24 protein-coding genes and 3 pseudogenes are annotated in these 24,067 nt (G+C 68.3%); 15 read left to right on the forward strand and 12 right to left on the reverse strand.

What is annotated here, in order from left to right:
* A pseudogene (locus tag ACTJI6_RS03935) lies at nt 1-801 on the forward strand (IS3 family transposase); the annotation flags it as partial.
* 42 nt (nt 802-843) lie between these two features.
* Here the strand turns inward: ACTJI6_RS03935 and ACTJI6_RS03940 are convergent.
* Nucleotides 844-1,008: pseudogene (locus ACTJI6_RS03940) on the reverse strand (IS5/IS1182 family transposase); the annotation flags it as partial.
* Nucleotides 1,009-1,204: 196 nt separating this feature from the next.
* Between ACTJI6_RS03940 and ACTJI6_RS03945 the strand changes: the two are divergent.
* Complete coding sequence (locus tag ACTJI6_RS03945) at nt 1,205-4,600, forward strand: calcium-binding protein (RefSeq protein ID WP_440798029.1); 3,396 nt, start codon at nt 1,205-1,207, stop codon at nt 4,598-4,600.
* A 4-nt stretch (nt 4,601-4,604) separates the two neighbouring features.
* Here ACTJI6_RS03945 and queG read toward each other — a convergent pair whose 3' ends face one another.
* From queG to ACTJI6_RS03965, 4 genes are all read right to left on the reverse strand, one after another.
* Nucleotides 4,605-5,627 carry a tRNA epoxyqueuosine(34) reductase QueG gene (gene queG, locus ACTJI6_RS03950; protein WP_440798031.1) on the reverse strand — a complete coding sequence of 341 codons (1,023 nt, stop codon included), beginning with the start codon at nt 5,625-5,627 and terminating at the stop codon, nt 4,605-4,607.
* Nucleotides 5,628-5,673: 46 nt separating this feature from the next.
* Entirely contained in the window at nt 5,674-6,360 is a 687-nt protein-coding gene (gene fzlA, locus ACTJI6_RS03955; RefSeq protein ID WP_126152650.1) for an FtsZ-binding protein FzlA, read from the reverse strand.
* A gap of 81 nt (nt 6,361-6,441) precedes the next feature.
* Nucleotides 6,442-7,152, reverse strand: coding sequence for a monofunctional biosynthetic peptidoglycan transglycosylase (mtgA, locus tag ACTJI6_RS03960; RefSeq protein ID WP_440798033.1), 711 nt, complete (start codon nt 7,150-7,152; stop codon nt 6,442-6,444).
* A gap of 33 nt (nt 7,153-7,185) precedes the next feature.
* A complete protein-coding gene (locus tag ACTJI6_RS03965; RefSeq protein ID WP_440798035.1) occupies nt 7,186-7,719 on the reverse strand; it encodes a DUF1269 domain-containing protein in 534 nt (177 codons plus the stop codon).
* 146 nt (nt 7,720-7,865) lie between these two features.
* Between ACTJI6_RS03965 and ACTJI6_RS03970 the strand changes: the two genes are divergently transcribed.
* The 3 genes and pseudogenes from ACTJI6_RS03970 to ACTJI6_RS03980 form a co-directional block, all read left to right on the forward strand.
* Nucleotides 7,866-8,177, forward strand: a complete 312-nt coding sequence (locus ACTJI6_RS03970; RefSeq protein ID WP_440798037.1) for a hypothetical protein — start codon at nt 7,866-7,868, stop codon at nt 8,175-8,177.
* An 87-nt stretch (nt 8,178-8,264) separates the two neighbouring features.
* Nucleotides 8,265-8,717 (forward strand): DoxX family protein, encoded by a 453-nt coding sequence (locus ACTJI6_RS03975; protein WP_126152646.1) that lies wholly within the window; start codon nt 8,265-8,267, stop codon nt 8,715-8,717.
* An 819-nt stretch (nt 8,718-9,536) separates the two neighbouring features.
* Nucleotides 9,537-9,679, forward strand: a pseudogene (locus ACTJI6_RS03980) (IS66 family transposase); the annotation flags it as partial.
* Nucleotides 9,680-9,828: 149 nt separating this feature from the next.
* Here the strand turns inward: ACTJI6_RS03980 and ACTJI6_RS03985 are convergent.
* Genes ACTJI6_RS03985 through ACTJI6_RS04005 form a run of 5 tightly spaced genes read right to left on the reverse strand, consistent with a single transcriptional unit; the run spans nt 9,829 to nt 13,547 of the window.
* Nucleotides 9,829-10,755: an AEC family transporter gene (locus ACTJI6_RS03985; protein ID WP_440798039.1), complete on the reverse strand. Its 927-nt coding sequence runs from the start codon at nt 10,753-10,755 to the stop codon at nt 9,829-9,831.
* 15 nt (nt 10,756-10,770) lie between these two features.
* Nucleotides 10,771-11,049, reverse strand: coding sequence for a sulfurtransferase TusA family protein (locus tag ACTJI6_RS03990; RefSeq protein ID WP_126152644.1), 279 nt, complete (start codon nt 11,047-11,049; stop codon nt 10,771-10,773).
* 10 nt (nt 11,050-11,059) lie between these two features.
* Nucleotides 11,060-11,581, reverse strand: a complete 522-nt coding sequence (locus tag ACTJI6_RS03995) for a DUF2478 domain-containing protein (protein WP_440798042.1) — start codon at nt 11,579-11,581, stop codon at nt 11,060-11,062.
* On the reverse strand, nt 11,578-12,201 hold the full coding sequence (locus ACTJI6_RS04000; RefSeq protein ID WP_440798044.1) for a response regulator: 624 nt from the start codon (nt 12,199-12,201) through the stop codon (nt 11,578-11,580). The genes ACTJI6_RS03995 and ACTJI6_RS04000 overlap by 4 nt, the downstream gene beginning before the upstream one ends.
* A 14-nt stretch (nt 12,202-12,215) precedes the next feature.
* Complete coding sequence (locus ACTJI6_RS04005; protein WP_440798046.1) at nt 12,216-13,547, reverse strand: ATP-binding protein; 1,332 nt, start codon at nt 13,545-13,547, stop codon at nt 12,216-12,218.
* Between the two features lie 77 nt (nt 13,548-13,624).
* On the opposite strand from ACTJI6_RS04005, the gene ACTJI6_RS04010 reads away from it, so the two are divergent.
* From ACTJI6_RS04010 to ACTJI6_RS04025, 4 genes are read left to right on the forward strand one after another with little or no spacing between them, the layout of a single operon-like run.
* Nucleotides 13,625-14,077, forward strand: a complete 453-nt coding sequence (locus ACTJI6_RS04010; RefSeq protein WP_440798048.1) for a GAF domain-containing protein — start codon at nt 13,625-13,627, stop codon at nt 14,075-14,077.
* Nucleotides 14,070-14,447, forward strand: a complete 378-nt coding sequence (locus tag ACTJI6_RS04015) for a GFA family protein (protein ID WP_440798050.1) — start codon at nt 14,070-14,072, stop codon at nt 14,445-14,447. Before ACTJI6_RS04010 ends, ACTJI6_RS04015 begins: the two co-directional genes overlap by 8 nt.
* The gene (locus tag ACTJI6_RS04020) at nt 14,444-15,070 is read left to right on the forward strand and encodes a LysE family translocator (RefSeq protein WP_440798052.1); all 627 of its coding nucleotides are present in this window, start codon (nt 14,444-14,446) and stop codon (nt 15,068-15,070) included. Before ACTJI6_RS04015 ends, ACTJI6_RS04020 begins: the two co-directional genes overlap by 4 nt.
* Complete coding sequence (locus tag ACTJI6_RS04025; RefSeq protein WP_440798054.1) at nt 15,067-15,717, forward strand: pseudouridine synthase; 651 nt, start codon at nt 15,067-15,069, stop codon at nt 15,715-15,717. The genes ACTJI6_RS04020 and ACTJI6_RS04025 overlap by 4 nt, the downstream gene beginning before the upstream one ends.
* Here ACTJI6_RS04025 and ACTJI6_RS04030 read toward each other — a convergent pair.
* Nucleotides 15,714-16,166: an RrF2 family transcriptional regulator gene (locus tag ACTJI6_RS04030; RefSeq protein WP_126152637.1), complete on the reverse strand. Its 453-nt coding sequence runs from the start codon at nt 16,164-16,166 to the stop codon at nt 15,714-15,716. The genes ACTJI6_RS04025 and ACTJI6_RS04030 overlap by 4 nt on opposite strands.
* A gap of 144 nt (nt 16,167-16,310) precedes the next feature.
* Between ACTJI6_RS04030 and ACTJI6_RS04035 the strand changes: the two genes are divergently transcribed.
* The 3 genes from ACTJI6_RS04035 (at nt 16,311) to ACTJI6_RS04045 (ending at nt 17,692) form a co-directional block, all read left to right on the forward strand.
* Complete coding sequence (locus ACTJI6_RS04035; protein ID WP_440798057.1) at nt 16,311-16,784, forward strand: Lrp/AsnC family transcriptional regulator; 474 nt, start codon at nt 16,311-16,313, stop codon at nt 16,782-16,784.
* A gap of 90 nt (nt 16,785-16,874) precedes the next feature.
* Nucleotides 16,875-17,483, forward strand: a complete 609-nt coding sequence (locus ACTJI6_RS04040) for an RBBP9/YdeN family alpha/beta hydrolase (protein WP_440798059.1) — start codon at nt 16,875-16,877, stop codon at nt 17,481-17,483.
* Complete coding sequence (locus ACTJI6_RS04045) at nt 17,483-17,692, forward strand: hypothetical protein (RefSeq protein ID WP_164555089.1); 210 nt, start codon at nt 17,483-17,485, stop codon at nt 17,690-17,692. The genes ACTJI6_RS04040 and ACTJI6_RS04045 overlap by 1 nt, the downstream gene beginning before the upstream one ends.
* On the opposite strand, the gene ACTJI6_RS04050 is transcribed toward ACTJI6_RS04045, so the two are convergent.
* Nucleotides 17,611-18,285, reverse strand: a complete 675-nt coding sequence (locus tag ACTJI6_RS04050; protein ID WP_440798061.1) for a TetR/AcrR family transcriptional regulator — start codon at nt 18,283-18,285, stop codon at nt 17,611-17,613. The two genes, ACTJI6_RS04045 and ACTJI6_RS04050, sit on opposite strands and share 82 nt — an antisense overlap.
* 104 nt (nt 18,286-18,389) lie before the next feature.
* Between ACTJI6_RS04050 and ACTJI6_RS04055 the strand changes: the two genes are divergently transcribed.
* The 3 genes from ACTJI6_RS04055 to ACTJI6_RS04065 are packed head-to-tail and all read left to right on the forward strand — an operon-like array spanning nt 18,390 to nt 24,037.
* Nucleotides 18,390-19,574 (forward strand): efflux RND transporter periplasmic adaptor subunit, encoded by a 1,185-nt coding sequence (locus ACTJI6_RS04055; RefSeq protein WP_440798063.1) that lies wholly within the window; start codon nt 18,390-18,392, stop codon nt 19,572-19,574.
* A 3-nt stretch (nt 19,575-19,577) separates the two neighbouring features.
* The gene (locus ACTJI6_RS04060; protein ID WP_440798065.1) at nt 19,578-22,688 is read left to right on the forward strand and encodes an efflux RND transporter permease subunit; all 3,111 of its coding nucleotides are present in this window, start codon (nt 19,578-19,580) and stop codon (nt 22,686-22,688) included.
* Nucleotides 22,685-24,037, forward strand: a complete 1,353-nt coding sequence (locus ACTJI6_RS04065) for an efflux transporter outer membrane subunit (RefSeq protein ID WP_440798067.1) — start codon at nt 22,685-22,687, stop codon at nt 24,035-24,037. Before ACTJI6_RS04060 ends, ACTJI6_RS04065 begins: the two co-directional genes overlap by 4 nt.
* The last annotated feature ends 30 nt before the right edge of the window (nt 24,038-24,067 follow it).

Genomic DNA, 24,067 nt, shown 5'->3' on the forward strand with positions numbered 1-24,067 from the left:
TCGTTCAGCTCCTCGGTCATACGCGGCCTGCGCCCCGAGATCCTTCGGGTCTTCGAAGAGAACTGGCGGGTCTATGGGGTTCGGAAAGTCTGGCGGCAGCTTGGTCGTGAGGGCTTCGATGTCGCCCGCTGCACAGTCGCAAGATTGATGAATGATATGGGTATTCAAGGTATTATCAGGGGCAAGCCGCATCGGACGACGATCCCGGACAAGAAGGCGCCGTGTCCGCTGGACAAGGTAACCGCCAGTTCCGTGTTCCGGCACCGAATATGCTGTGGGTGTCGGATTTCACCTATGTCGCTTTCGTCATCGACGCCTATGCCCGCAAGATCGTTGGCTGGCGCGTCAGCAACTCGGCGCATACGGGGTTCGTTCTCGATGCCCTGGAACAGGCGGTACATAATCGCCGCCCCGGAAAGGGCATGGGGCTGGTTCACCACAGCGACAGGGGCTCGCAATACCTGTCTATTCGTTCCACTGAACGTTTGGCAGAAGCCGGGATTGAACCCTTGGTGGGCAGCGTCGGCGACAGTTACGACAACGCCTTGGCCGAGACGATCAACCATTACGGGGCTTACGCGGCCCCACTGGGGCCACGCTCCCCTTCATATGTTCAAGGCGGAGGTCATCCACCGCCGCGGCCCATGGCGCAGCTTAGAAGCCGTGGAGTACGCGACGCTCGAATGGGTGGAATGGTTCAACAACCGCCGTCTTCTCGAGCCAATCGGGAACATCCCGCCTTCGGAAGCAGAGGCAAACTTCTACGCAGCTCTGGAAACTGATCCCTGGCCGCGTAACTAACCGTAATCAGCCGCCGGAAAAACCGGTGCGGTTCAGGATCTAGGGGCGGCCGAAATCAACATAGAGACGGTCGAAATCCTCATCGAGGCTGGCCAGCGCATCGTTTACGACCTGTCGGATCTTGCGCAACGGGTGTCGCGCAGGGATGCGGTCCTCAAGATCAACATAGCTGAACAGCGACCCGCTCATCTCGTCCGTCCCGCGCATGATCACGCCCGCCGTCTTCCCGACGGTGCTGAAGCATGTTCTGCAAACCGCGTCGAGAGCCGACTATTTCAGTGGCCTGCTAAAGGTTTCCTTAAATTCCAGGGAAAAGAGACTGTTCCGGCGGCGCGGATTAGGGTTCTGTTAGACACCGCCCCAGAAGGGGGCTTGCTGCTGAAACGCGCATCCAACGGACAAGATGATCTCTTATCGTCACGTGGTCACCTATGGGACCACGCAGCATGGCTGGTTGTCTAACGTCGTCGATCTGGCCGTGGCCCGGATCGGCGCGGACTGGATGCTGTTTGCCTTGAATGCCACCGGCGGGGTCAGCAGCTATCGCATCGGCGATCCGCTTGCGCCGCTGCAACGCGCGTCGGATGCCGCCTTTCCGCTGACCTTCACCTATTACGCCAGGCCCGCCCTGACGGTCCTGAATGGCGACGCCGGGGGCAGCCTGCTGGTCGGGGGCATGTCCGGCGCGGGCGCCGCGGGGCTGGCCTTCGACGGCGCGGGCCGCCTGGGCGATCTGGGCCAGTTGTTCCCGGCCGAGGGGATCGGCGCGCGCCTGTCCGCCAGCGGCCAGTTTCAGGGCGACCACAGCCGGTTCCTGTTTTCCGCCCGCGAAGGCAAGCTGGCGATCGAGGTGAACCGGATCAATGCCGACGGCAGCCTCGCCCCGGTCTCGTCCGTCACCTTGCCGACCCCGCCCGGCGTGACCGAGGCGTCGCTGGACAAGATCATCCCCGTTACCGTCGACGGTCAGCGCCTGCTGGTGGCGATTTCGGGACTGGGCAACTTCATCTCGACCCATGCGATCGGCGGCGACGGGACGCTGGACGGCGGGGCGGTGCATTTCGCGGCCGAGGGGTTGGGCTATTACATCCCCTCGGACATCGCGGCGCTGCAATTCGGCGGGAACAGCTTTCTGGTGGCGGCGGGGGCGTCGTCGTCCTCGCTGTCGGTGTTCCGGCTGGACCGGACCGGCGCCCTGACCCCGACGGATCACATCCTGGACGAATTGACGACACGGTTCCAGTCGGTGACGGCCCTCGCCACGGCCGAGGTGGACGGGCGCGGCTATGTGATCGCGGGCGGCGCGGATGGCGGCGTCAGCATCTTCACCCTGCTGCCCGACGGCAGGCTGCTGCACCTGCAAACCATCGTCGACACCAACGACATGACCCTGGGCCGGGTCGGCGCGATCGAAGCTGTGGTGATGGACGGCCGGATCGTGCTGCTGGTCACGTCCAACGGGGAAACCGGGGTGACGCAGCTTGTCGTCGATCCGGGCGCCCTGGGCACCACCGGCTTTGCCGACGCGGGCATGGCCGTGGGAACGGCGCGCGACGACCTGCTGGTGGCGACCCTTGCCACGACCCATCTGCACGGCGGCGCCGGCGACGATATCCTGGTGACGGCCAAGGCCGACATCACCCTGACCGGCGGCGACGGCGCGGATGTCTTTGCCCTGACCCGCTTCGACGGGCGCGTGACCATCACCGATTACGAGGTGGGCAGCGACCGCTTGGATCTGTCCATGCTGGGTATGATCCGCAGCGTCTGGCAGCTGAATTTCGCGCCGCAATCCTGGGGAATGCGGATCGTCTATGGCAATTCCATCCTGGAAGTCCGCACCCGCGACGGCCAACCCCTGGCGCCCGCGGATTTCGGCAATGCCATGTTCCCCGTCGCCCATTACGGTCTGCCCGCGCTTGACCCGCTGGAGATCGAGACCCCGCCCGCGACGGTCGGCGGCTGGGTCTTTGGCAGCGACGCCGCCGATACCCTGCTGGGCGGGGGCGGGGACGACGCGATCCGGGCGGGGGCGGGCGACGATGTCGTCTCGGCCGGGGCAGGCGACGACACGGTGCAGGGCCAGGACGGCGACGACCTGCTGCGCGGCGGCAGCGGCGCGGATCAGTTGCTGGGCGAGTCGGGCCGTGACACGCTGTTCGGCGACGAAGGCGACGACAGCCTGCTGGGCGACGGCGGCGACGACCTGCTGTATGGCGGGCTGGATGACGACACCCTGCACGGCGGCGCGGGCAACGACCGCCTCTATGGCGGGGCGGGCGACGATCGCCTGTTCGGAGAGGCAGGCGACGACACCCTGTCGGGCGAGGATGGCAACGACCGGCTGGAGGATCTGTCGGGCAGCAACCACCTGCTGGGCGGGGCGGGAAACGACACGCTGATCGCGGGGCTGGGGGCCGATTTCCTGAATGGCGGCGACGGCGACGACCTGTTGCAGGGCGGGGCAGGCAACGACCGGCTGGAGGATCTGACCGGCAGCAACCATCTTCTCGGCGAGGACGGGAATGACCTGCTGATCGCGGGCCTGGGCCGCGACAGCCTGCGCGGCGGCACCGGCAGCGACGTGCTGCGGGCGGGGGCGGGCGACGACCTTCTGTGGGGCGACGCCGACAACGACCAGCTGTTCGGAGAGGCGGGGAATGACATCCTGGACGGCGGGACCGGCAACGACACCCTTTACGGGGGGACGGGGGACGACCGGCTGAACGGCAACCTGGGCAACGACACGCTGTATGGCCAGGACGGCAACGATTCGCTGTCCGACCTGCTGGGCAGCAATCGTCTGCTGGGGGACGCGGGCAACGACACTCTGCGCGGCGGCGCGGGGCAGGACTGGCTGTATGGCGGGGCCGACAACGACGACCTGCTGGGCGGCGACGGCGACGACCGCCTGTGGGGCGACGCGGGCAACGACCGCCTGCTGGGCGAAGGCGGCCACGACATCATGCTGGATCTGCTGGGCAACAACCGGCTGGACGGCGGATCGGGCAATGACCGGCTGACGGCGGGCACCGGCCGGGACACGCTGCTGGGCGGCAGCGGCAACGACACCCTGTGGGGCGAGGCGGGCAATGACATGCTGACCGACCTGTCGGGCAACAACTTCTTGTGGGGCGGCGCGGGCGACGACCGGCTGACCGCAGGCGCCGGTCACGACACGCTGTATGGCGATGCCGGGAACGATGTCCTGGCGGGAGGGTCGGGCAGTGACGCGATGCGGGGCGGCGCGGGCAACGACCGGATGCAGGGACAGGCGGGCAATGACAGCATCTGGGGCGATGACGGCAACGATTCGCTGTGGGGCGATGTCGGCGACGATGCCCTGGCCGGGGGGGCCGGGAACGATGCCATCTGGGGTGGGGCGGGATCGGACCGGCTGTGGGGCGATGCGGGCAACGACGTGATGAACGGCGGCGATCTGCGCGACACCCTGTCGGGCGGGCTGGGCAACGACACGCTGATCGGGGCGGGCGGCGCCGACGTGCTGGCGGGCGGATCGGGCGCGGACGTGTTCCGCTTCCTGTCCTGGCGGGACAGCATGGCCGCCGCCCCCGACATCATCCAGGATTTCAGGCCCGGCAGCGACAGGCTGGATCTGCGCGCCATCGGCCTGGGCTATGTCGACGATGCCCAGTTCACCGCAGCCCGCCAGGTCCGCTGGCAGCATGTCGGGTCCGAGACGCGGGTGATGGCCGACCTGAACGGCGACGGGCGCGCGGATTTCCTGCTGCGGCTGCTGGGCCATCCGGACCTGGACCGAGGCGACTTCCTGCTGTGACCCGTCAGGATTGCGCCAGCCGCCCGGCGGCCCAGCGGGCGGCCTCGGCCACGGCGGGATCGGTGTCCCCCGCCAGCCCGCGCGCCACGGGTGCCAGCCCCGGATCGCCCGAATTGCCTATCGCATACAGCACGTTGCGCACAAAGCGGTCGCGCCCGATGCGCTTGATCGGGCTGCCGGAAAACCGCTCGCGAAAGCCCGCGTCGTCCAGTACCGCCAGCTCTGCCAGGGGCGGCGCGGCGACGATGCCGCGATAGCGCATCTCGGACCCGGCCTGGGCGAACTTGTTCCAGGGACAGACCGCCAGGCAGTCGTCGCAGCCATAGATGCGATTGCCCAGCAGCGGGCGCAGCTCGGGATCGACCGGGCCCTTGTGTTCGATGGTCAGGTACGAGATGCAGCGCCGCGCATCCAGCTGATAGGGCGCCGGAAAGGCGCCGGTCGGGCAGGCATCCAGGCAGGCGCGGCAGGATCCGCAATGCGAGACCTCGGGCGCGTCGGCGGGCAGGGGGACGGTGGTGAAGATCGACCCCAGGAAGAACCAGCTTCCCAGATCGCGCGACAGCAGGTTGGTGTGCTTGCCCTGCCAGCCCAGCCCCGCCGCCTGCGCCAGCGGCTTTTCCATGACCGGCGCGGTATCGACGAAGACCTTGATCTCTTCGCCCGGCGCCTGCTCCAGCAGCCAGCGGCCCAGCCGCTTCAGCCGCTTCTTGACCAGGTCGTGATAATCCTTGCCCTGCGCATAGACGCTGATCGCCGCCCGGTCGGGCCGGTCGAGAACGGCCAGCGGATCGTGGTCCGGCGTGTAAAGCTCGGCCAGGACGATCACCGATTTCGCCTCGGGCCACAGCGCCGCCGGATCGCCGCGCCAATGCGTGCGTTCGGCCATCCAGCCCATCTGCCCGTGCCGCCCGGCGTCGAGGAACTGCTGCAACCGCTGGGCCACCTGGGGTACCGCATCCGGCGTCGTGACCCGCATCCGGGAAAACCCGACCGCCTCGGCTTCGGCGCCAAGGCGCTGTTTCATCTTCGCCCAAATATCCCGGGGGGTCCGGGGGGCTGGCCCCCCGGCCTTATCCGAAATCAAGCTCGGCATAATGGGGGGCCGGGTGGATGCCCGGCACCTGGTCGGCCAGGATCGACCGGAAGGCCGGGCGCGACTTGATGGTGGCATACCAGTCGCGCAGCACCTCGGAGCGGTCCCAATCCACGTCCGAGATGTAATCCAGGCAGGAAAAATGCGCGGCCGCGGTGAAATCGGCCAGCGACAGGCTGTTGCCCGCCAGCCAGCGGCGGGTTTCCAGCAGCGTCGTCAGATAGTCGATATGCTCCTTGATCGCGCGCAGCCCGTCCTTGACCACGCGGCTGTCGGGATAGCCCTGGCGGGTGATCTTCTTCCAGACCCGTTCGGTCAGGATCGGGACCGTCACCTCGTCGTTGAACTTGTCGTCGAACCAGGCGCAGAGCCTGCGCACCTCGTGCCGCTCCAGCGGGGTCGAAGGCATCAGCGCGGGCGAGGGGATGGCCTCGTCCAGGTATTCGATGATCGCCTGGCTTTCGGCCAGCATGTTGCCGCGATGGCGCAGCACCGGCAGTTTTCCGGCCGGGTTGCGGCGCTTCAGGTCGGGCGGGCTTTCCCAGTAACGCTCCTCGACCAGTTCGACCTCGATCTTCTTTTCGGCCAGCACCAGCCGCACCTTGCGGCAGAAGGGCGACAGGGCCGAATGGTAAAGCCGGGTGGTCTGGGTGTTGGTATTCATCGCCTGCTTCAAGATTCCTTGCCGTGCAATCGGGCCTTGATAAGCCTGCGCCCGCCCCGTTTCAACCGGAAGGCGCGGCCCTTACAGGCAATCGGCGCGCCCGTCGCGCGCGATCGTCGCCGCGCCGTCCGCGATGGCGCGGGACCGGGCCGAGGCCCGCGCGGGGCTGCGCGTCTTGGGCGCGGGCAGGACGGCGGCAAGACGCGCGGCCTGCACCGGCGTCAGCTTGTCGGGCGTGGTGCCGAAATATTCGCGCGCGGCGGCGCCGATCCCGAAGATGCCGGGGCCGAATTCGGCGACGTTCAGATAGACTTCGAGGATGCGGCGCTTGGACCAGAAGGCCTCGATCATCGGGGTGAAGGCGGTTTCCAGAACCTTGCGCGTCCAGCTGCGACCCTGCCACAGGAACACGTTCTTGGCGGTCTGCTGGGTCAGCGTCGATGCGCCCCGCGACGACCCCGAGGCCACGACGCGGCGGATTTCCACCATGTCGAAGCCCCAGTGCAGGCAGAAATTCGCGTCCTCGGCGGCGACGACCGACCGGCGCATGACCGGGGCGATGTCGTCGATGTCGGTCCAGGACCGGGGCGCCGTCGCCTCGGCCACGACCGTCCAGGTGGTCGGCGGATTGACCAGCGCATAGAACATCACCAGGGCCAGCATCAGCGCCAGGAACCGCAGGACCAGCCAGCGCGCCCAGATCAGCAGGCGCCGCAGCGGGCGCCAGCGCACCCGGCGCAGCGTCGAGGCCGGTTCCTCGGCGGGGGGGCTGAACAGGATGCGCAGGACCATGGCGTGCCATGTCCCACGCAGTCCGGCCCTGCGTCAAGCGCCCGTGGCGGGGGGCGCCGCCGGGGGCACGGGGGCGGCATCGCCCGACAGCGCGTCGCGCAGCCGGTCCTCGTCCTGCCGGGACAGGGATGTCTGCAAGACCCGGCCCCGGCGCTGGAAGGATTGCAGCCGGTCCAGCACCTTGTCGGCGGTCATCTTGCGCAGCAGCACGAAGACGGCCGATCCGCCCGGCGGCAGGGCGCGGGCCGTGTCGCGCATGAAGTCGTCGTTGATGCCGATATCGGTCAGCCGCCCGGCCAGCGCGCCCGAGGCCGCGCCGACCGCCGCCCCGATCAGCGGGTTCAGGAACACCAGCCCCACCAGCGTCCCCCAGAAGCCGCCGCCAAGCGCGCCGGCGGCGGTCAGGTTCACCGCCTGGTGCAACTGGATGTCGTCCTCGGCCGGGCGGGTGACGACGACCGCGTCCTCCATCTCGATCAGATAGTCGCGCTGCATCTTCACCAGTTCGGCGCGCAGCTCGAATCCGGTGGCTTCATCGTCGAAGGCGATCACGATCAGTTCCGACATGGCTTTCCTTTCCGTGCGGGATGTCCTTGCGCCGATCATGCTAGCCGCAGGTTTCACCACTGTGAACGACGAAGGCGGAAAAGGCTTGATCGCCGAAGCCGCGCTGCGGCATAGCGGGACCATCCGCAACGATCCGGCCCTGTTGGATGAAAGTTCTTGCCACATTGATGCTGATGGTCTCGCTTCTGGCGATGTCCGTCGCCGTGGCAAGCGCGGATATCGCGCGACCTTCGTGCAGTGCCCAGATCCGCGCCGACGGCATGTGCTATGCGGCGGGCCTGCCCGGCAGCCAGGCCGAGACGGTCAAGAAACCGGGCCTCTGCTTCGTCTGTCTGGCGCCCGGCGGCGGCGATGGCGCGGAACCGGCGCGGCCGGGGTCGCGGGTCGCCGCCGAGTTCGGCGCGGCGGTGCTGGCCGATGCCCGCTGGACAAGCCCCTGGCGCCCGCCGCGGGCCTGATCTTCCTGACCGCTTCAATCCTGCCCTTCGGGGCTGACGCCGTTATCCTTGCGCCGCATGGCGGCCGCAAGCCGCAGGAGATCGACAATGACCGATTACGACACCACCACCGACACCCGCTTCATCATCCCGAAACTGCAAGGGCTTTATGCCGCGCTGTCGCCGCTGACCGTGCTCTACATGCGCCTGATCGCGGGGATCGCCTTCATGGTCCACGGCTGGCCCAAGATCAACGCGCCGATGGGCGCCGTAGGCATGGTCGAGGGGCTGGGCTTCCATCCGGGCTGGTTCTGGGCCCCGCTGCTGGCCGCGACCGAATTTTTCGGCGGGCTGCTGCTGACCCTGGGCCTGCTGACACGCCCGGCGGCCTTCGCCACCTCGATCGTGCTGTGCGTCACCACCTATTTCCACTGGGTCGTCCAGGCCGAGGGCTTCGGCGGCGCGGAAAAATCGCTGCTGTGGCTGGCGATCACGCTGTATTTCGTGGCCCATGGCGGCGGCCGGTTCTCGGTCGACCGGGCCATCGGCAAGCAGTTCTGAAGACCGGCGGGGCGGGCACCGTCCCGCCCCCTGGACAAGGCAGGATCGGGGACAGGTTGGGCCCGTTCCTTGGGTTGGGAAAACGGAATCATCGAAGCCGAAACGAAAACACGTTCTTTCCGGGAATGGGTTGGCATGTGTTCTGATCTGCTGAGATGGCCGGAGAAAAGCGCCCGTGAGGGAACATCCTGCACTTTATCCCATGCGGGATGTGGCGGCGGTTGCCGAACGGTTGATGCGCGGCAGTGCGCGACGACGCCGGGGACGAAGCCACCACGGACATTCGCGCAGCGACCGGGGCGTTGTCCGAACTGTGACCGGATGCCTCTCTGGCGGGCCCGGATGAAATCGACGCGACGCTGTTGTCCTGGTGACGGGCAGGGCTGACTACCGTGGCGATCGGGTGGGTTCGAATCCCGACTAGTTTCCGGCGCGGGCGGGCTGTCGTCAAGGGACTATCTTGCCGTTGCACGCAAGGCTGCGGCCCCCATATGCCCGAGGCCGGGCTGGCTGGAACGTCAGCCGTCACCAAGACGCTGTTCTATTTCTCGCTTGCGTCCAATGCAGCAGGCGGCAGCGACCGTCCCGCGGGCGCAACTGCCGGATGCCGGTCGATTGCGACTGTATGAAGCTGGTGTCCTGCTATCCGTGCGAATAGCTGGTGTTCTGCCCAGGACCAAGAAAGCCGGTGGCATCGTTGGCAGCGTGAAGATCGTTACAGCACAAAGCCTTCCAGAAAGACTGTTCCCCGCATGCGCAGGGATGAACCGGTGTGGTTGGACAGGGGCAGGCAGCAGCCGCACACTCTGTTCCCCCCTTGCGCGGCTGATCCCGGACGGCATGCCGACCGAGGCGACGGTCGCCCATGTGCTGGTCAGCAAGCGTGCCGATCACCGGCCGCTCTATCGGCGGACCCATCTCTTCGCCCGCCAGGCGTCGACCTCGACCGATCCACGCTTGCGATCATGTCCTTCTCGATGCTCTCGCCCAAGTCCTGACACCATTCTCCGTCCCTCCATGACAAGCATGGACGGAATCAGAGGGATGAACGTCGATCAATATCTTGATCGGGCCTGGGGCTCAGACGTGGGCGGCCACGGTCTCTTTGCCCCTATCCCTGCCCGATTAATAGGATGATCAGCGGGACCGTGACGATGCTGCCTGCGGTGGACATCAGGATCGCCGCCGACACGCGCTGCTGCGCCACGCCGAAATATTGTGCCAGGATATAGACGTTGCCCGCGACCGGCAGGGCGGCGGCGGCGACCATGACGCCTGCGGCGAAGGGTTCGACGTGAAAGGCCCAGGCGGCCAGGCCCACGGCCAGGGGATGCAGGATCAGCTTGGCGACCGTCAGCCAGGCCGAGGCCGCAAGCCGTCCGATGCGCCGCCCCGCCAGGCTGGCGCCGATGGCGAACAGCGCGCCGGGGGTGGCGGCGGCGCCCAGCATCACCAGGAACTCGTCGAAAGGGCCGGGCAGGGGCAGGCGCATCTGCGCCCAGGTCAGCCCCGCCAGCATCGACAGGACCATCGGATTGGCGACGATGCCGCGCAGGATCGGAGCCGCCGTGGCAAGGCGCAGCCCGCCGCTGCGGCCCGCATGGATGATCAGGGTGATCAGCGTGGAAAACACCAGCATGTCGATGGTCAGGACCATCAGCACCGGCCCGACGGCGCGTTCGCCCAGCAGCACGACCAGCATCGGCACACCCAGAAACCCGGTATTGCCGATCATGCAGCACTGCGCCTCCATCGCGGCCTCGGGCAGGGACAGGCCCCGGCCTCGGGCCACGGCCATGCCGACCAGCCAAAGTCCCAAGGATCCCGCCAGATAGGCCAGCACGAAGGACCGATCGAACAGCGCCGCCAGATCCAGGCGCGCGGCAAAGCGGAACAGCATCGCCGACAGGGCGAAGTAAAAGACGAACTTCGTCAGCCAGGCCGCCCCCTCCTGGGGAAAGAACCGCGTCCGCGCGGCCAGCCAGCCCAGGCCGATCATCCCGAAAAAGGGCAGGGTCTTCAGGAATACGGCCAGCATGGCTTTCTTCTTTGCTCAAATATCCTCGGGGGTGAAGGCCGCTCTTGCGGCCGAGGGGGCGGAAAGCCCCCTTTCGACGATGAATTCCCGCACCCCGCCGCCGATCTCGCGCTGTTCGACCAGCCGGTGTCCGGCCGTCTCGCAGAAATGCGGCACGTCGATCGCCGCCATGGCGTCGGTTGCCCACAGCCGCACGCGCGTGCCCGGCGGATGGTCGGGCAGCAGCTTGCGCAACCGCAGGACCGGCAGCGGGCACAGCAGCCCGCGCGCGTCGATCAGCGGCAGATCGGTCACGCGATGCCCGTCACTGGACACCCGTCACCTGGACCAGGCACCATTCGGCCAGTTGGCCCGGCGGAACGCGCTGTCCCAGCCCCTCGCAGAAACGCTCGAAATCGGCGCGTTGTTCGGGGGGCACATGCAGCAGGACCGGCACGTCCTGGCCCACCGCCTGGGCGATCACGCTGCGAAAGCCCCGGCCGATGGCCTCTTGCCGGCCGAACTTGGGCAGGATCAGCAGTTCCGCCCCCGCCAGCCGGGCCGAGACCCGCGCCGCCGCCATTTCCAGCGCGCCGGCATCCAGGCGGCAGCCGGTCGATCCGCTGCCGAGCGACTGGGAAATGCGGATCGGCATGTCTTCCTCGCCCAGAACCAGAACGTCCATGTCGCAAGCGCAGTCGGCGCCTAGGTCGGTATTGACCTGGATGGCGCCCGCCAGCCGCAGGCCCGCATCCGCCAGACCGGCGGACAGGCGCGCCAGGATCCGGTCGGCCTCGCCCGCCGGCGCGTCGTCGTCCAGGCTGAACCATCCCAGCATCGTTGTCATACCCCGCTGTCCAGGGCGAATTTCATCAGCCCGTTGATGCCGTCCACGCCCAGCTTCTTCTTCAGCGCCGAAGACGTGTTGGCCGCCGTCTTGTAGCTGACCTCCAGGTGATCCGCGATGGCTTGCAGGCTGAGGCCCCGGCCGATCAGTGCCAGCACCTGCCGTTCCCGATCCGACAGCGCCCCCAGCGGATCGGCCGAGGCCCCGGCCCGCAGCGTCGCCAGCGCCATGGCGTGGCGGGGCGACAGATAGAATTCGCCCGCTTCCAGCATCCGCACCGCCTCGCGGAAATCGGCGGGGGGCGCGTTCTTCGACAGAAACCCCTGCGCGCCCGCCTGCAAGGCGCGGGCGGCAAAGCCGGTCTGGTCGTTCATGGAAAAGATCAGGATCGGCGCATCGGGCGCGGCATCGCGCAGCGGCGCCACCAGATCCAGCCCGCCCGTGCCCGGCAGGCTGATGTCCAGCACGATCAGATCCGGCGCGTCGCCGCCCGCCAGTTGCGACAGCGCTTCCTCGCCCGACATGGCCTGGCCGATGCGGTCATATCCCAGTTCGCGCAGCAGGCGGTTGGCGCCCAGATGGGTGATCGGATGATCGTCGATGACAAGCGCGGACTTCATCTGCGGTGGAGCCTTCATTCCGGCTGTTGCAAGGGCAGGCTGGCGCTGATGGTGGTCCCCTCCGCCCCCGAGGACAAGGACAAATCGCCGCCCAGCAGGGTGATGCGTTCACGCATCCCGGTCAAGCCGGTGCCTTCGCGCGCGTCCGGCGCCATGCCCCGCCCGTCATCGGACAGCACCACCCGCCAATGCGCCGGATCGGCCCACAGGCGCACCGTTACGCGCGACGCCCCGGCATGGCGCAGGGCGTTGGTGGTGCCCTCCTGAACGATGCGGAACAGCGTCAGGGCGGCCGCCTCGTCCGGTTCCGGCAGGCCGGGGGCCAGATCCAGGTCGATGTCCAGATCCGGGAAGCGCCGTTCCAGGTCGGCCAGATAATCGCCCAGCACCGCCGCCAGCGGCAGCTGCCCGATGGCGGCGGGGCGCAGGTCGCCCAGAAGGGCGCGGTTCACGCGGGCGATTTCCTCGGCGATGTCGGCGATGGCCTGGGCAAGGGCCTGGATCGCGGGGGTCGGGGCGGCCTCGCGCAGGGCGTCGGCCTCGACCCGCAGGCCGAACAGGCAGGGGCCCATCTCGTCATGCAGGTCGCGGGCCAGGGCCTTGCGTTCCTCGTCCCCGCGGGTGACGACGCGGCGTTGCAGCCGGGCGCGGTCGGCCTGAGCCTGCCCAAGCGCCTGCGCCAGGTCGTCCACCCCTGCGGCGATGGGGGCCAGGTCGCGCTGCGCCACCGGCCCGACGCGCGCCGACAGATCGCCCCGGCGCAGGTCGCCCAACCGGCTGGCGATGGCCGCGACGGGCCGCAGAGCCTGGCGCGTGGCCCACAGGATCAGCAGCCCCTGGACCACCGCCGCCAAGGCCGCCAGCCCCAGGAAGGCCGACAGGTCGCGCCAGGCCAGGGCGATTTCCGCCCCCGGATCGGTCGCGATGAAGACATAGCCGCGCGGTCGCCCCTCCAGCACCACGGGAAGGCGGGTTTCCAGCAGGTCGGGGGCGACCAGGGCCGCGAACCAGGGCGGCGCCGGGGCCTGCGCCGGCACCGGGGCGCGGGCCCGGCGCACCACCCCGTCCAGGATGTCGACGGTCCCCAGCGTGACATGGCGCGGCACCACCAGCCGTTCCGGCAGAAGCTGCATGATCCGATCCGGGGGGACCGCCCCCTGCATGGTCCCGATGGTCGCCAGCACCAGGGCGCGCGCGGTTTCGACCGCCAGCCGGGTCTCGGTGGCGATGTCGCGGCGCGCGCCCTCAAGGCTGGCCACGGCCAGGGCGGCGAACAGCGCCGCCTGCACGGCCAGGATCACCAGGAAGATGCGTTGCGTCAGGGTCAGGCGGTTCATGCCGCTCATGATTGGCCCAGCGGCGGGGCCGCGTAAATGCCAAGATCGCGGCTTTTCGCGCGGCGTCGCCCGGCGTAGAAAGGGGCATGACCGATTACGACGCCCTTGCCGCCCGCATCCGCGCCCTGACCGAAGGCGAGACCGACGAGGTCGCGCTGATGGCGACCCTGGCCTGCGAGATCCACCATGCCGACGACCGCTTCGACTGGACCGGCTTCTATCGCGTCGTGGCGCCCGAGCTGTTGAAGATCGGCCCCTATCAGGGTGGCCATGGCTGCCTGGTCATCCCGTTTTCACGCGGGGTCTGCGGGGCTGCGGCGCGCACCGGACAGGTCCAGCTTGTCCCGGATGTGGACGCCTTTCCCGGCCATATCGCCTGCGCCAGTTCCACCCGGTCGGAAATCGTCCTGCCGGTCCGGGGCAAGGGCGGGCGGCTGATCGGCGTTCTGGACATCGACAGCGACCGTCCCGATGCCTTCACCGAAGCGGATGCCGACCGGCTGGCCGCGATCCTTCACGAGGTTTTCGCCCATGTCTGATTTCACCGGGCGCTGCCTGTGCGGCGCGGTCACCTTTGCGGGACGCTGGACCGATGATCCGCTGCGCGCCTGCCATTGCGGCCAGTGCCGCCGCTGGTCGGGCCATGTCTGGGCCGCGGCCTCGGCGCGGGGCGTGACCGTGGACGGGCCGGTGCGCTGGTATCGGTCCTCGGACCAGGCCGAGCGCGGCTTCTGCCCCGAATGCGGCAGCAGCCTGTTCTGGCGGCCGATCGGCGCGGCCAACCCCGAGATCGCGGCGGGCGCCGTGGACAGCCCCTCCGGGCTGCGGCTGGCGGGCCATATCTATGTGGCCGACAAGGGCGATTACTATGACATCGCCGACGGCTTGCCGCAGGAAGCGCAGGGATGATCTGGGACACGATCGCCGCCATTCCGCTGGCCCAGCTGACCGCCTTCGTCGCGGGCGGGCTGCTGCTGAACGTCGCGCCGGGCCAGGACGTGTTCTTCGCCAGCGCCTGCGGCATTCAGGGCGGGCCGCGCGCGGGCGCCCTGGCGGGATTCGGCGTGGGCCTGGGCGTGCTGATGCATGTGACGCTGGCGACCGTGGGCCTGGGCGCGGTGGTCGCCGCCCACCCCGAGGCGCTGCGCGCGATCAAATACGCGGGCGCGACCTATCTGTTATGGCTGGCCTGGAAAAGCTGGCGGGCGGGGCCGGTCGATCCCTCGGCGCGCGGCAGCGTCAGGCCCTGGGCCATCATCCGGCGCGGCTTTCTGTCGAACGCGCTGAACCCCAAGCCGGTGCTGTTCCTGCTGGCCTTCCTGCCGCAGTTCACCAACCCCGCCTGGGGTCCGGTCTGGCAGCAGATCCTGGGCCTGGGGCTGATCTTCGCCTTTACCGGCACGCTGGTGACGATGGGTTACGGCATCGTGGCGGGCTATGCGGGCCATGTGATCGGGCGGCGGCTGGGCCTGATCAACAGGATCGCCGCCGTGATGTTCGCGGGCCTGGCGATCCGGCTGGTCGCGAAGTGACAGATTTCGTCTATGCTCCGCCGCCGGACGCGCCGCAGGTGATCCATGCCGATCACGAGATCCTTGTGGTGGGCAAGCCCGCCGGCCTGCTGTCGGTGCCGGGCCGGGGCGAGGGCAAGGACGACTGCCTGATCAACCGCCTGCGCGGCGCCTTCCCGACGGTGCTGCTGGTGCATCGGCTGGACCAGGATACCTCGGGCGTGATGGTCTTCGGCCTGACGCCGCACGCGCAGCGGGTGCTGTCCAAACAGTTCGAGGACCGGAAGGTCAAGAAGGCCTATGTCGCGCGCTTGGCCGGGCGGCTGGAACCCAAAACCGGCACCGTGGATCTGCCGCTGATCGTCGACTGGCCGAACCGCCCGCGCCAGAAGGTCGACCGCGAAGCGGGGCGCCCGGCGCTGACCGAATGGCGGGTGATCCGCGCGACGGATGACGAAACCCGCGTGCGGCTGTTCCCGCTGACGGGGCGCAGCCATCAATTGCGGGTTCACATGACCGAAACCGGCCATCCGATCCTGGGCGACCCGCTGTATGCGACGGGCGCTGCGGCCGATCATCCGCGCCTGATGCTGCACGCCGAAAGCCTGCGCCTGCGCCATCCCGACAGCGGTGTGCAGGTCAGCTTCAGCCAGGCGGCGCCGTTCTAGGCCCCGATCACCTGTTCCGCCACCTGTTCGGACCGCAGCATGTCCTCCAGCGTCAGCGATTCGATCAGGATCAGATAGGACCAGAAAATCTCGGCGAAGACCTTGCGGATGCGGCAGGACGCCTCGTCCCGGCAATCCTCGCAGCGTTGATAGGCGCGCCGCGACAGGCAGGGCAGCGGTGCGATGGGACCGTCGATCAGGCGCAGCAGTTCGGAAATGGAAATGTCGCTGGGCCGCTTGATCAGCAGATAGCCGCCCGACCGGCCGCGGATCGAGCTGACCATGCCCGCATTCCTGATCTCCAGCAGGATCTGTTCCAGGAACCGCTTCGGCGTGTCGGACCGGCGGGCGATCTTCTCGATGGTCAGCGCCTCGGGGTGGGGCTGGGCGGCCTCGTCCCCCAGGACCAGCATCGCCTTGAGGGCGTATTTCATCTTCTGCGTGATCATGGCCCACCCTATGGCGATAAAATACCCGCTTCAAGGTCGACATTTGCCGCAGGTCAAGGCAATTCCAAATATACGACAATAACGGTGGACATTTGCTGTTTTTATGGCAGTCTGTGGCCGATGCCGACCCCGAGGAAAGACCAGATGGCCAATTTGGACCTGATCGACCGCAAGATCGTCGCCGCCCTGATGCAGGACGCCACCCAGCCGATCGCGCAGATCGCCGATCAGGTGGGCCTGTCGCAAACCCCCTGCTGGAAGCGGATCCAGAAGCTGGAGGCGACGGGAGTCCTGACCGCGCGCGTGGCCCTGGCCGATCCGGCGAAGCTGGGCCTGGGCCTGACCGTCTTCGTGGGGATCGAGGCGGCGGACCACGGCGCGGCCTGGCGCGACGCCTTCCTGGCCGCCGTCAGGAAGTTCCCCGAGATCATGGAAGCCTATCGCATGGCCGGGGAAATGGACTATCTGCTGCATGTCGCGGTGTCCGACATGGCCGCCTATGACGACTTCTATCGCCGGCTGACCGACGCCGTGCCGATCAAGAACCTGACCTCGCATTTCGCGATGGAACGGCTGCGCCATACCACCGCCTATCCGATCAACACCCGCGACCGTTAGAGATCCCCGTTCTCTTTGGACCGGGATCTTTGGGAACAAAATCACGACAACGATTGTAGTCTTATCGGGACGGATGAAAGGAATCGCGCCATGTCCAAGACTCTGATCGTTCCCGGTCTCGACGGATCGCCAGCGCCGCATTGGCAGGACTGGTGGGCGCGCACCGATCCAAGCGCGGTGATCGTCGATTTGCCCGACCCCCGCCGCCCTGTGCGCGAGGCGTGGGAGGCGACGCTGGCCGAAATGATCCTGCGCCATCCGGGCAGCATCCTGGTCGGCCATTCGCTGGGATCGGTGCTGATCGCGCAGATGCTGGGCCGCTGGGCGGGGCTGCGGGTGCGCGGCGCTGTCCTGGTCGCGCCTGCCGACCCGCTGGCGGGATCCGAGGATTGCAAGCGCATCCGCCGCTTCGGGCCTTTGCCCGAACGGGCGCTGGGCGTGCCTGCGGTCGTGGTGGCCAGCCGCAACGATCCCTGGATGTCCTTCGGCCGCTGCCAGGATCTGGCCGACGACCTGGGCGCGGACCTGATCGACCTGGGCCATGCGGGGCATATCAACGTCGCCTCGGGCTTTGGGCCGTGGCCGGGGGGCAAGGTGATCCGCGACCGGCTGCTGGACCGGACTGCCCGGCCATCGATGCTGCGCAGGCTGCTGGGCCAGTCGACGGCCCCGCGCCGGGCGCCGGTGGCAGGTGCATGATGCCCGCCCGCAGTTTTGACCGCCGCGCCGAACCCTGCCCGATCATCGACTTCGGGGTGCCCTTCATGTTCGACATCCAGACCGAGCTGCACCTGCGCCGCATCGGCCAGGACGCTCCGGCCGCGGTTCACGGCCGGATCGGGGCCGCCGCAGTGCTGGTCATTGCCTGCGTGTCCGGCCTGACGGTGCTGGCGGCGGGGATGGGCTGAACGCCGGGCGTCAGTAAACCGCGCAAGACCTGCAATTTGGCGGCAGCAATGTCGGCGATGCTGTCGGCCGACATGCCGTCGTCATTGGCCCAGATGCGGAACGTGTCGGCTAGGGCGTGGGAAATCGCCTCGGCCAGCAGTTCGGCGTCGGCGCGAGCATCCTCGCCCAGGCGCATGACGGCCAGATCGGCGATCTGGTCGCGCAGGCGTTTCAGCGATCCGTAAAAGATCGGCAGCAGATCGGGCGACCTGACCAGCAGCCGGTCGATCAACTGCGAGGTGGAGCGGTCAAGGTCGCTGTTCGACAGCAGCCGCCGCAGCGCCTGCAACAGATCCGCCAGCAGCGGTCCCGACGATTCGCGGAACCGGGCCACGGTATCGTCGTCGAAGCTGGGCGCGTTGCCGATGATCGCGGCATCCTTGTTCAGGTAATAGTTGAAGAACGTCCGCTGGCTGATCCCCGCTTCGGCCGCGATGGCCTCGGTGGTCACGCTGTCATGGCCGTGGCGCAGCGCCAGCGTCAGCGCCGCCCGCTGGATCTCGCGCGAGGTCTGCAACCGCCTTCGATCACGAAGCGACGATTTCACGGTCATGGCGCATTTCCCCCACCCATTCACATCAGGCAAATATTGCACACTGTGCATTGATGTGCAACAAGGCGGCAAAGCCCCTCCGCCTGTCCGAAGGAACGATTCCGATGCCCCTTTTCCGCCCGCTGGCCTGCGTGGCCCTGATCGCCGTCTGGTTTTCGTCGCTGCCGGCGCTTGCGCAGCAGGACCAAATGCCGCCTCCCGCCGTCGGCGTGGTGACGGTGCAGCCCCAAGAGGTGCCGCGCATCGTGACCCTGCCGGGTCGCGCCGTGGCCCAGTCCCAGGCCGCGATCCGTCCCCGCGTCGGCGGGCTGGTGACGGAAATCCTGTATGAGCCGGGGGCGGCCCTGGAACGGGGCGCGCCGATGTTCCAGATCGACCCGGCGACCTATCAGGCCAATCTCTCCAGCGCCGAGGCGCAGGTCAGCTCCGCCCGCGCCGCGCTGACGCAGGCGGAAACCTCGTTCGGGCGGACCGAGCGGCTGCTGGGATCGGGGACGACCCAGGCGCAGGTCGACGAATCGCGCGCCACGCTGGAACAGGCCCAGGCCGCGCTGCAATCGGCCGAGGCCGCGCTGACGCTGGCGCAGGCGGAACTGGACTGGACCACCGTCACTAGCCCCATCGACGGCGTGGCCAGCGTCGCGGCCGTCTCGGTCGGCGATCTGGTCATGGCGGGGCAGGCCGATGCGCTGGCCACCGTCACCAGCCTGGATCCGATCGACGTGGACATGTACGAGCCCTCGGCCCGGCTGCTGTCCCTGCGCGAGGACATCAGCGCGGGCCGGCTGCGGCTGAACGAAACGCTGCAAGCGACGCTGACGCTGGAAACCGGCGAGACCTATGAGGCGACGGGGACGCTGGTGGCGCCGGGCGTCACCGTCTCGACCTCGACCGGGTCGGTGGATACGCGGTTCCGCTTCGACAACCCGCGCCGCCTGATCCTGCCCGGCATGTTCCTGCGCGGCCAGATCGAGATGGGCACGACCCAGGCCTTCCTGGTGACGCAGAACGCCGCGACCCGCGACAGGACCGGCCAGCTGACGGCCTGGGTGATCCGCGACGGCAAGGCCGCGCAGGTGAACCTGACCGACGACGGCAGCTATCGGAACCACTGGATCGTGACGGACGGGCTGGAATCCGGCGACCTGCTGGCGGTCGACAACCTGGCCGCGCTGACCGAAGGCGCGACCGTCACGACCGTGCCCGTCACCCTGGACGACAACGGCGTGGTCCGCGAAGCGGCATCCGATGCCGCCGCCACCCAACCCGCCCCGGCCCCGGCAGAGTAACCCATGGCACGCTTTTTCATTCATCGTCCCGTCTTCGCCTGGGTTCTGGCCTTCGTGACCATGCTGGTCGGCGCGCTGGGCCTGCAAACCCTGGCGATCGAGCAATATCCCCAGATCGCCCCCACCACCGTGCGGATCAGCGCCACCTATACCGGCGCCTCGGCCGAGATCGTGGAAAACTCCGTCACCACCGTGATCGAGGACGGGATGACCGGGATCGACGGGCTGATCTACATGACCTCGAATTCGACGCCGGGATCGGCCTCGGTATCGCTGACCTTCGACGATACGGTCGATCCCGACATCGCGCAGGTCCAGGTCCAGAACAAGCTGCAACTGGTCACCAGCCAGCTGCCCGACATCGTGCAGAGCCAGGGCGTGAACGTGTCGCGGTCGACCTCGTCGATCCTGCTGGTGGGCGCGCTGACCAGCACGGACGGCAGCTTCTCGTCCGTGGAACTGGGCGATCTGGTGGCGCAGATGATCGAGGATCCGGTCAAGCGGACCCCCGGCGTCGGGTCCATCAACACCTTCGGGTCGGGCTATGCGATGCGCATCTGGCTGGATCCGATGAAGATGGCGCAATACCAGGTCACGCCCGCCGATGTGACCGCCGCCGTGTCGGAACAGAACACCAACGTGACCGTGGGCGACCTGGGCGCCGAGCCGTCGGCGGAAGGCCAGCGGCTGACCTTGACCCTGTCGGCGCAGTCGCAGTTCAGCTCGGTCCAGGAATTCGAGCGGATCCTGCTGCGCGTGGATCCCGACGGATCGACGGTCTTTCTGGGCGACGTGGCCCGGATCGAGATCGGCCAGGAATCCTATGGCGGGGCGGCGCGATACAACGGCAACCCGGCGGCGGGCTTCGGCGTCAACCTGGCGACCGGCGCCAATGCCGTGGACACGGCCCATGCGGTGCGCGCGGTGATCGACGGCATCGCGCCGTCGCTGCCCGCGGGCGTGCAGGTCGTCTATCCCTATGACACCGCGCCCTTCGTCGAAAAATCCATCCACCAGGTCTACAAGACCCTGGCCGAGGCCGTGGTGCTGGTCTTCCTGGTGATCCTGGCCTTCCTGCAAAGCTGGCGCGCCACGATCATCCCGGTGATCGCCATCCCGGTGGTGCTGCTGGGCACCTTCGGGGTGCTGGCGGCGGCGGGCTTTTCGATCAACACGCTGACCATGTTCGCGCTGGTGCTGGCCATCGGCCTGCTGGTCGACGACGCCATCGTGGTCGTCGAAAACGTCGAAAGGGTTATGGAGGAAGAGGGCCTCGGCCCTGTCGAGGCCACCCAGAAGAGCATGGAGGAGATCACCTCGGCCCTGGTCGGCATCGTCATGGTGCTGTCGGCGGTGTTCCTGCCGATGGCCTTCATGTCGGGCGCGACGGGGGTGATCTATCGCCAGTTCTCGCTGACGATCATCACCGCCATGGTGCTGTCGCTGGGCGTCGCGGTGATCCTGACGCCCGCCATGTGCGCCAGCCTGCTGAAGCCGCGCAAGCATGGCGACGGCATCGCGCCGGCCCGCTGGTTCAACCGCAACCTGGACCGGGCGACGAACGGCTATGGCGGCGCCGTGGCCCGGCTGGTGCGCCGCCCGTTCAGGATGCTGCTGGTGCTGGTCGCCATCGGCGCGGGCGCCCTTGTGCTGTATGAACGCCTGCCCGGATCGTTCCTGCCGGACGAGGATCAGGGCGTGATGATGGTGATGATCGAGACGCCCGACGGATCGACCACCGCGCAGACCCTGGCCCTGGTCGAGCGGGTCGAGGACTATCTGCGCGTCCAGGAAGCCGATACGGTCGAATCGACCTTCTCGGTCCTGGGCTTCAGCTTCGGCGGCGCAGGCCAGAACAACGCCATGCTGTTCGCCAAGCTGCGCGAATACGAGGATCGCCCCGGCCTTGACGTGGCCTCGCTGGTGACGCGGGCCAACGGCTATTTCTTCATGAACAACCGCGCGGGCCAGGCCTATTTCCTGCAACCGCCGGCGATTCCCGGCATGGGCGCGTCCTCGGGCTTTTCGATGTATCTGGTCGATCAGGCGGGTCGCGGGCAAGAGGCGCTGACCTCGGCCGCCGACCAGCTGGTCGCCACCGCCCAGGCCGACGGCCGCGTCACCAACCTGCGCGGCAACGAGGCGCCGTTCCAGACATCCTTGCGGCTGGACATCGACCAGCAGAAGGCCGCCGCCTTCGGCCTGTCGATCTCCGAGGTGAATGCGATGCTGTCGGTGATCTTCTCGGGGCGCGACGTGAACGATTTCGCACTGGGCACCGAACTGCGCCCGGTGATCGTCCAGGGCGAGGCCTATGCCCGGTCCCAGCCCGAGGATATCGACCGCTGGTTCGCCCGCAACGCGGCTGGCGACATGGTGAATTTCGGCGCCTTCACCACCCGCGTCTGGGACCAGGAACCGCAGGCCCTGGCCCGTTACGGCGGCACCCGCGCGCTGGAACTGTCGGGCGCCGCGGCGCAGGGCCTGTCGTCCGGCGCCGCCATGACCGCGATGGAGGAGATGGTGGCCGACATGCCCGGCGGCTATGGCACCGCCTGGACGGGCCTGTCTTATCAGGAACGGCTGTCGGGCAACCAGGCGCCGCTGCTGTTCGCGCTGTCGGGGCTGGTGGTGTTCCTGGCGCTGGCTGCCCTGTACGAAAGCTGGACGGTTCCGCTGGCGGTGATGCTGACCGTGCCGGTGGGCATCCTGGGCGCCTTGGCTGCGGCGCTGTTCTTCGACCAGACCAACGATGTCTACTTCAAGGTGGGGCTGCTGACGACCATCGGCCTTGCCGCGCGGAACGCCATCCTGATCGTGGAATTCGCGCAATCGCTGGTGGCCCAGGGCCGTCCGCTGATGGAGGCCGCCATCGAGGCGTCGAAGATGCGCCTGCGCCCGATCCTGATGACCACCTTCGCCTTCATGCTGGGGGTGCTGCCGCTGGCCATCGCCTCGGGCGCGGGGGCGGGGGCGCAGAACTCGATCGGGATCGGGGTTCTGGGCGGCATGGCGTCCTCGGCCGTGATCGGGATCTTCCTGGTGCCGGTCTTCTATGTGGCCGTGCTGAAGGCGGTCGAGCTTGCAAGAAGAAGAAAGGGGAAGCCCGCATGACGACGACGATGCGCCGCCGCGCGCTGCTGGGATCGGTTCTGGCGCTTGGCGCCTGCGCGGCGGTCGGCCCGGACCCGGACGCCTTGCCCACCCCTGCCGTTCCTGCCGGGTTCCAGGAAGGCGAGGGCGCGGCGACCCCGGCCCAGACGGCCTTCTGGTCGGGATACAACGACGCCAATCTGAACCGGCTGATCGGGCAGGGTCTGGGCCAGAGCTTCGAAATCATGGCCGCCAACGAACGCATCCGCGCCGCCCAGGCGGATCTGGCGGGGACCGGCGTCCTGGCCAGCCAGATCGGCGGCACGACCACGGCGGGCCGCGAACGGGCGGGCGGCGACGGCATCGCCGCAGCCACGGCCAATACCGCAAACCTGTCGGCCAGCCTGGTCTTCGACCTGTTCGGGGGCGCTCGCCGCGCCCGCGAAGGGGCTGCGGCCAGCCTGCGATCGGCCCAGGCCCAGGCCGAGACCGTCCGCCTGGCCTGGCTGGCCGAGGTGATCGCCGCCTATGCCGATGCGCGGTATTATCAGCAGGCGCTGGCGCTGACACGGGACACGATCAGCACCCGCGAGGGCACGCTGGAGGTGACGCGCAACAGCCTGTCCGTGGGCATCGCCACCGAATACGACCTGGCCCAGACCGAGGCGCTGTTGCAGACCGCCCGCGCCGACCTGCCGAATTACGAGGCGCAGTTCACCGCCCAGGTCTATCGGCTGTCGACGCTGCTGAACCTTCAGTCTGCCCCGCTGATGGCGCAGATGCGGCGCGGGTCGGCACCGTTGCGCACCCCGCCGGGGCCGGGCACGGGCGTTCCCGCCGACCTGCTGCGGTCGCGCCCCGACATCCGCGCGTCGCAGGCCGATTACGCGGCGGCGCTTGCGGCGGTGGGGGTGGCGACGGCCGATCTGCTGCCCGCCGTCTCGCTGACCGGGACGGTTTCGGACCGGGGCGGCGCGACCGCATGGGGCTTCGGTCCCGGCCTGTCGCTGCCGGTCCTGAACCAGGGCACCTTGCAGGCCGCCCGGTCGCGCCGCCTGTCCGAGGCGCGCCAGGCCGAGATCGCCTGGAAATCAGCCATCGCGGCGGCGGTCGAGGATGTGCAGACCGCGCAATCGAACCTGCGCCGGTACCGGCAACGGGCCGCGACGCTGGACGGGGCGGCGGCGTCCTATGACCGCGCCTATACCCTGGCCCGCCAGAACTTCGAGGAAGGAGCCCTGGCCCTGGTCGATCTGCTGGAGGCCGACCGATCCCGCGCGGCGGCCCGGCTGGCTGCGGCCCAGGCAAGGAACGCCGCCGCGAAGGAATGGGCGGTCTTGCAGATCGCCACGGGGGCAGGATCGCGCTAGGCTGGGCTGGAACGGCGAAGGCCATCGCCC

The organism is Paracoccus sp. 22332 (genome assembly GCF_052045125.1).
GTDB lineage: Bacteria > Pseudomonadota > Alphaproteobacteria > Rhodobacterales > Rhodobacteraceae > Paracoccus > Paracoccus haematequi_A.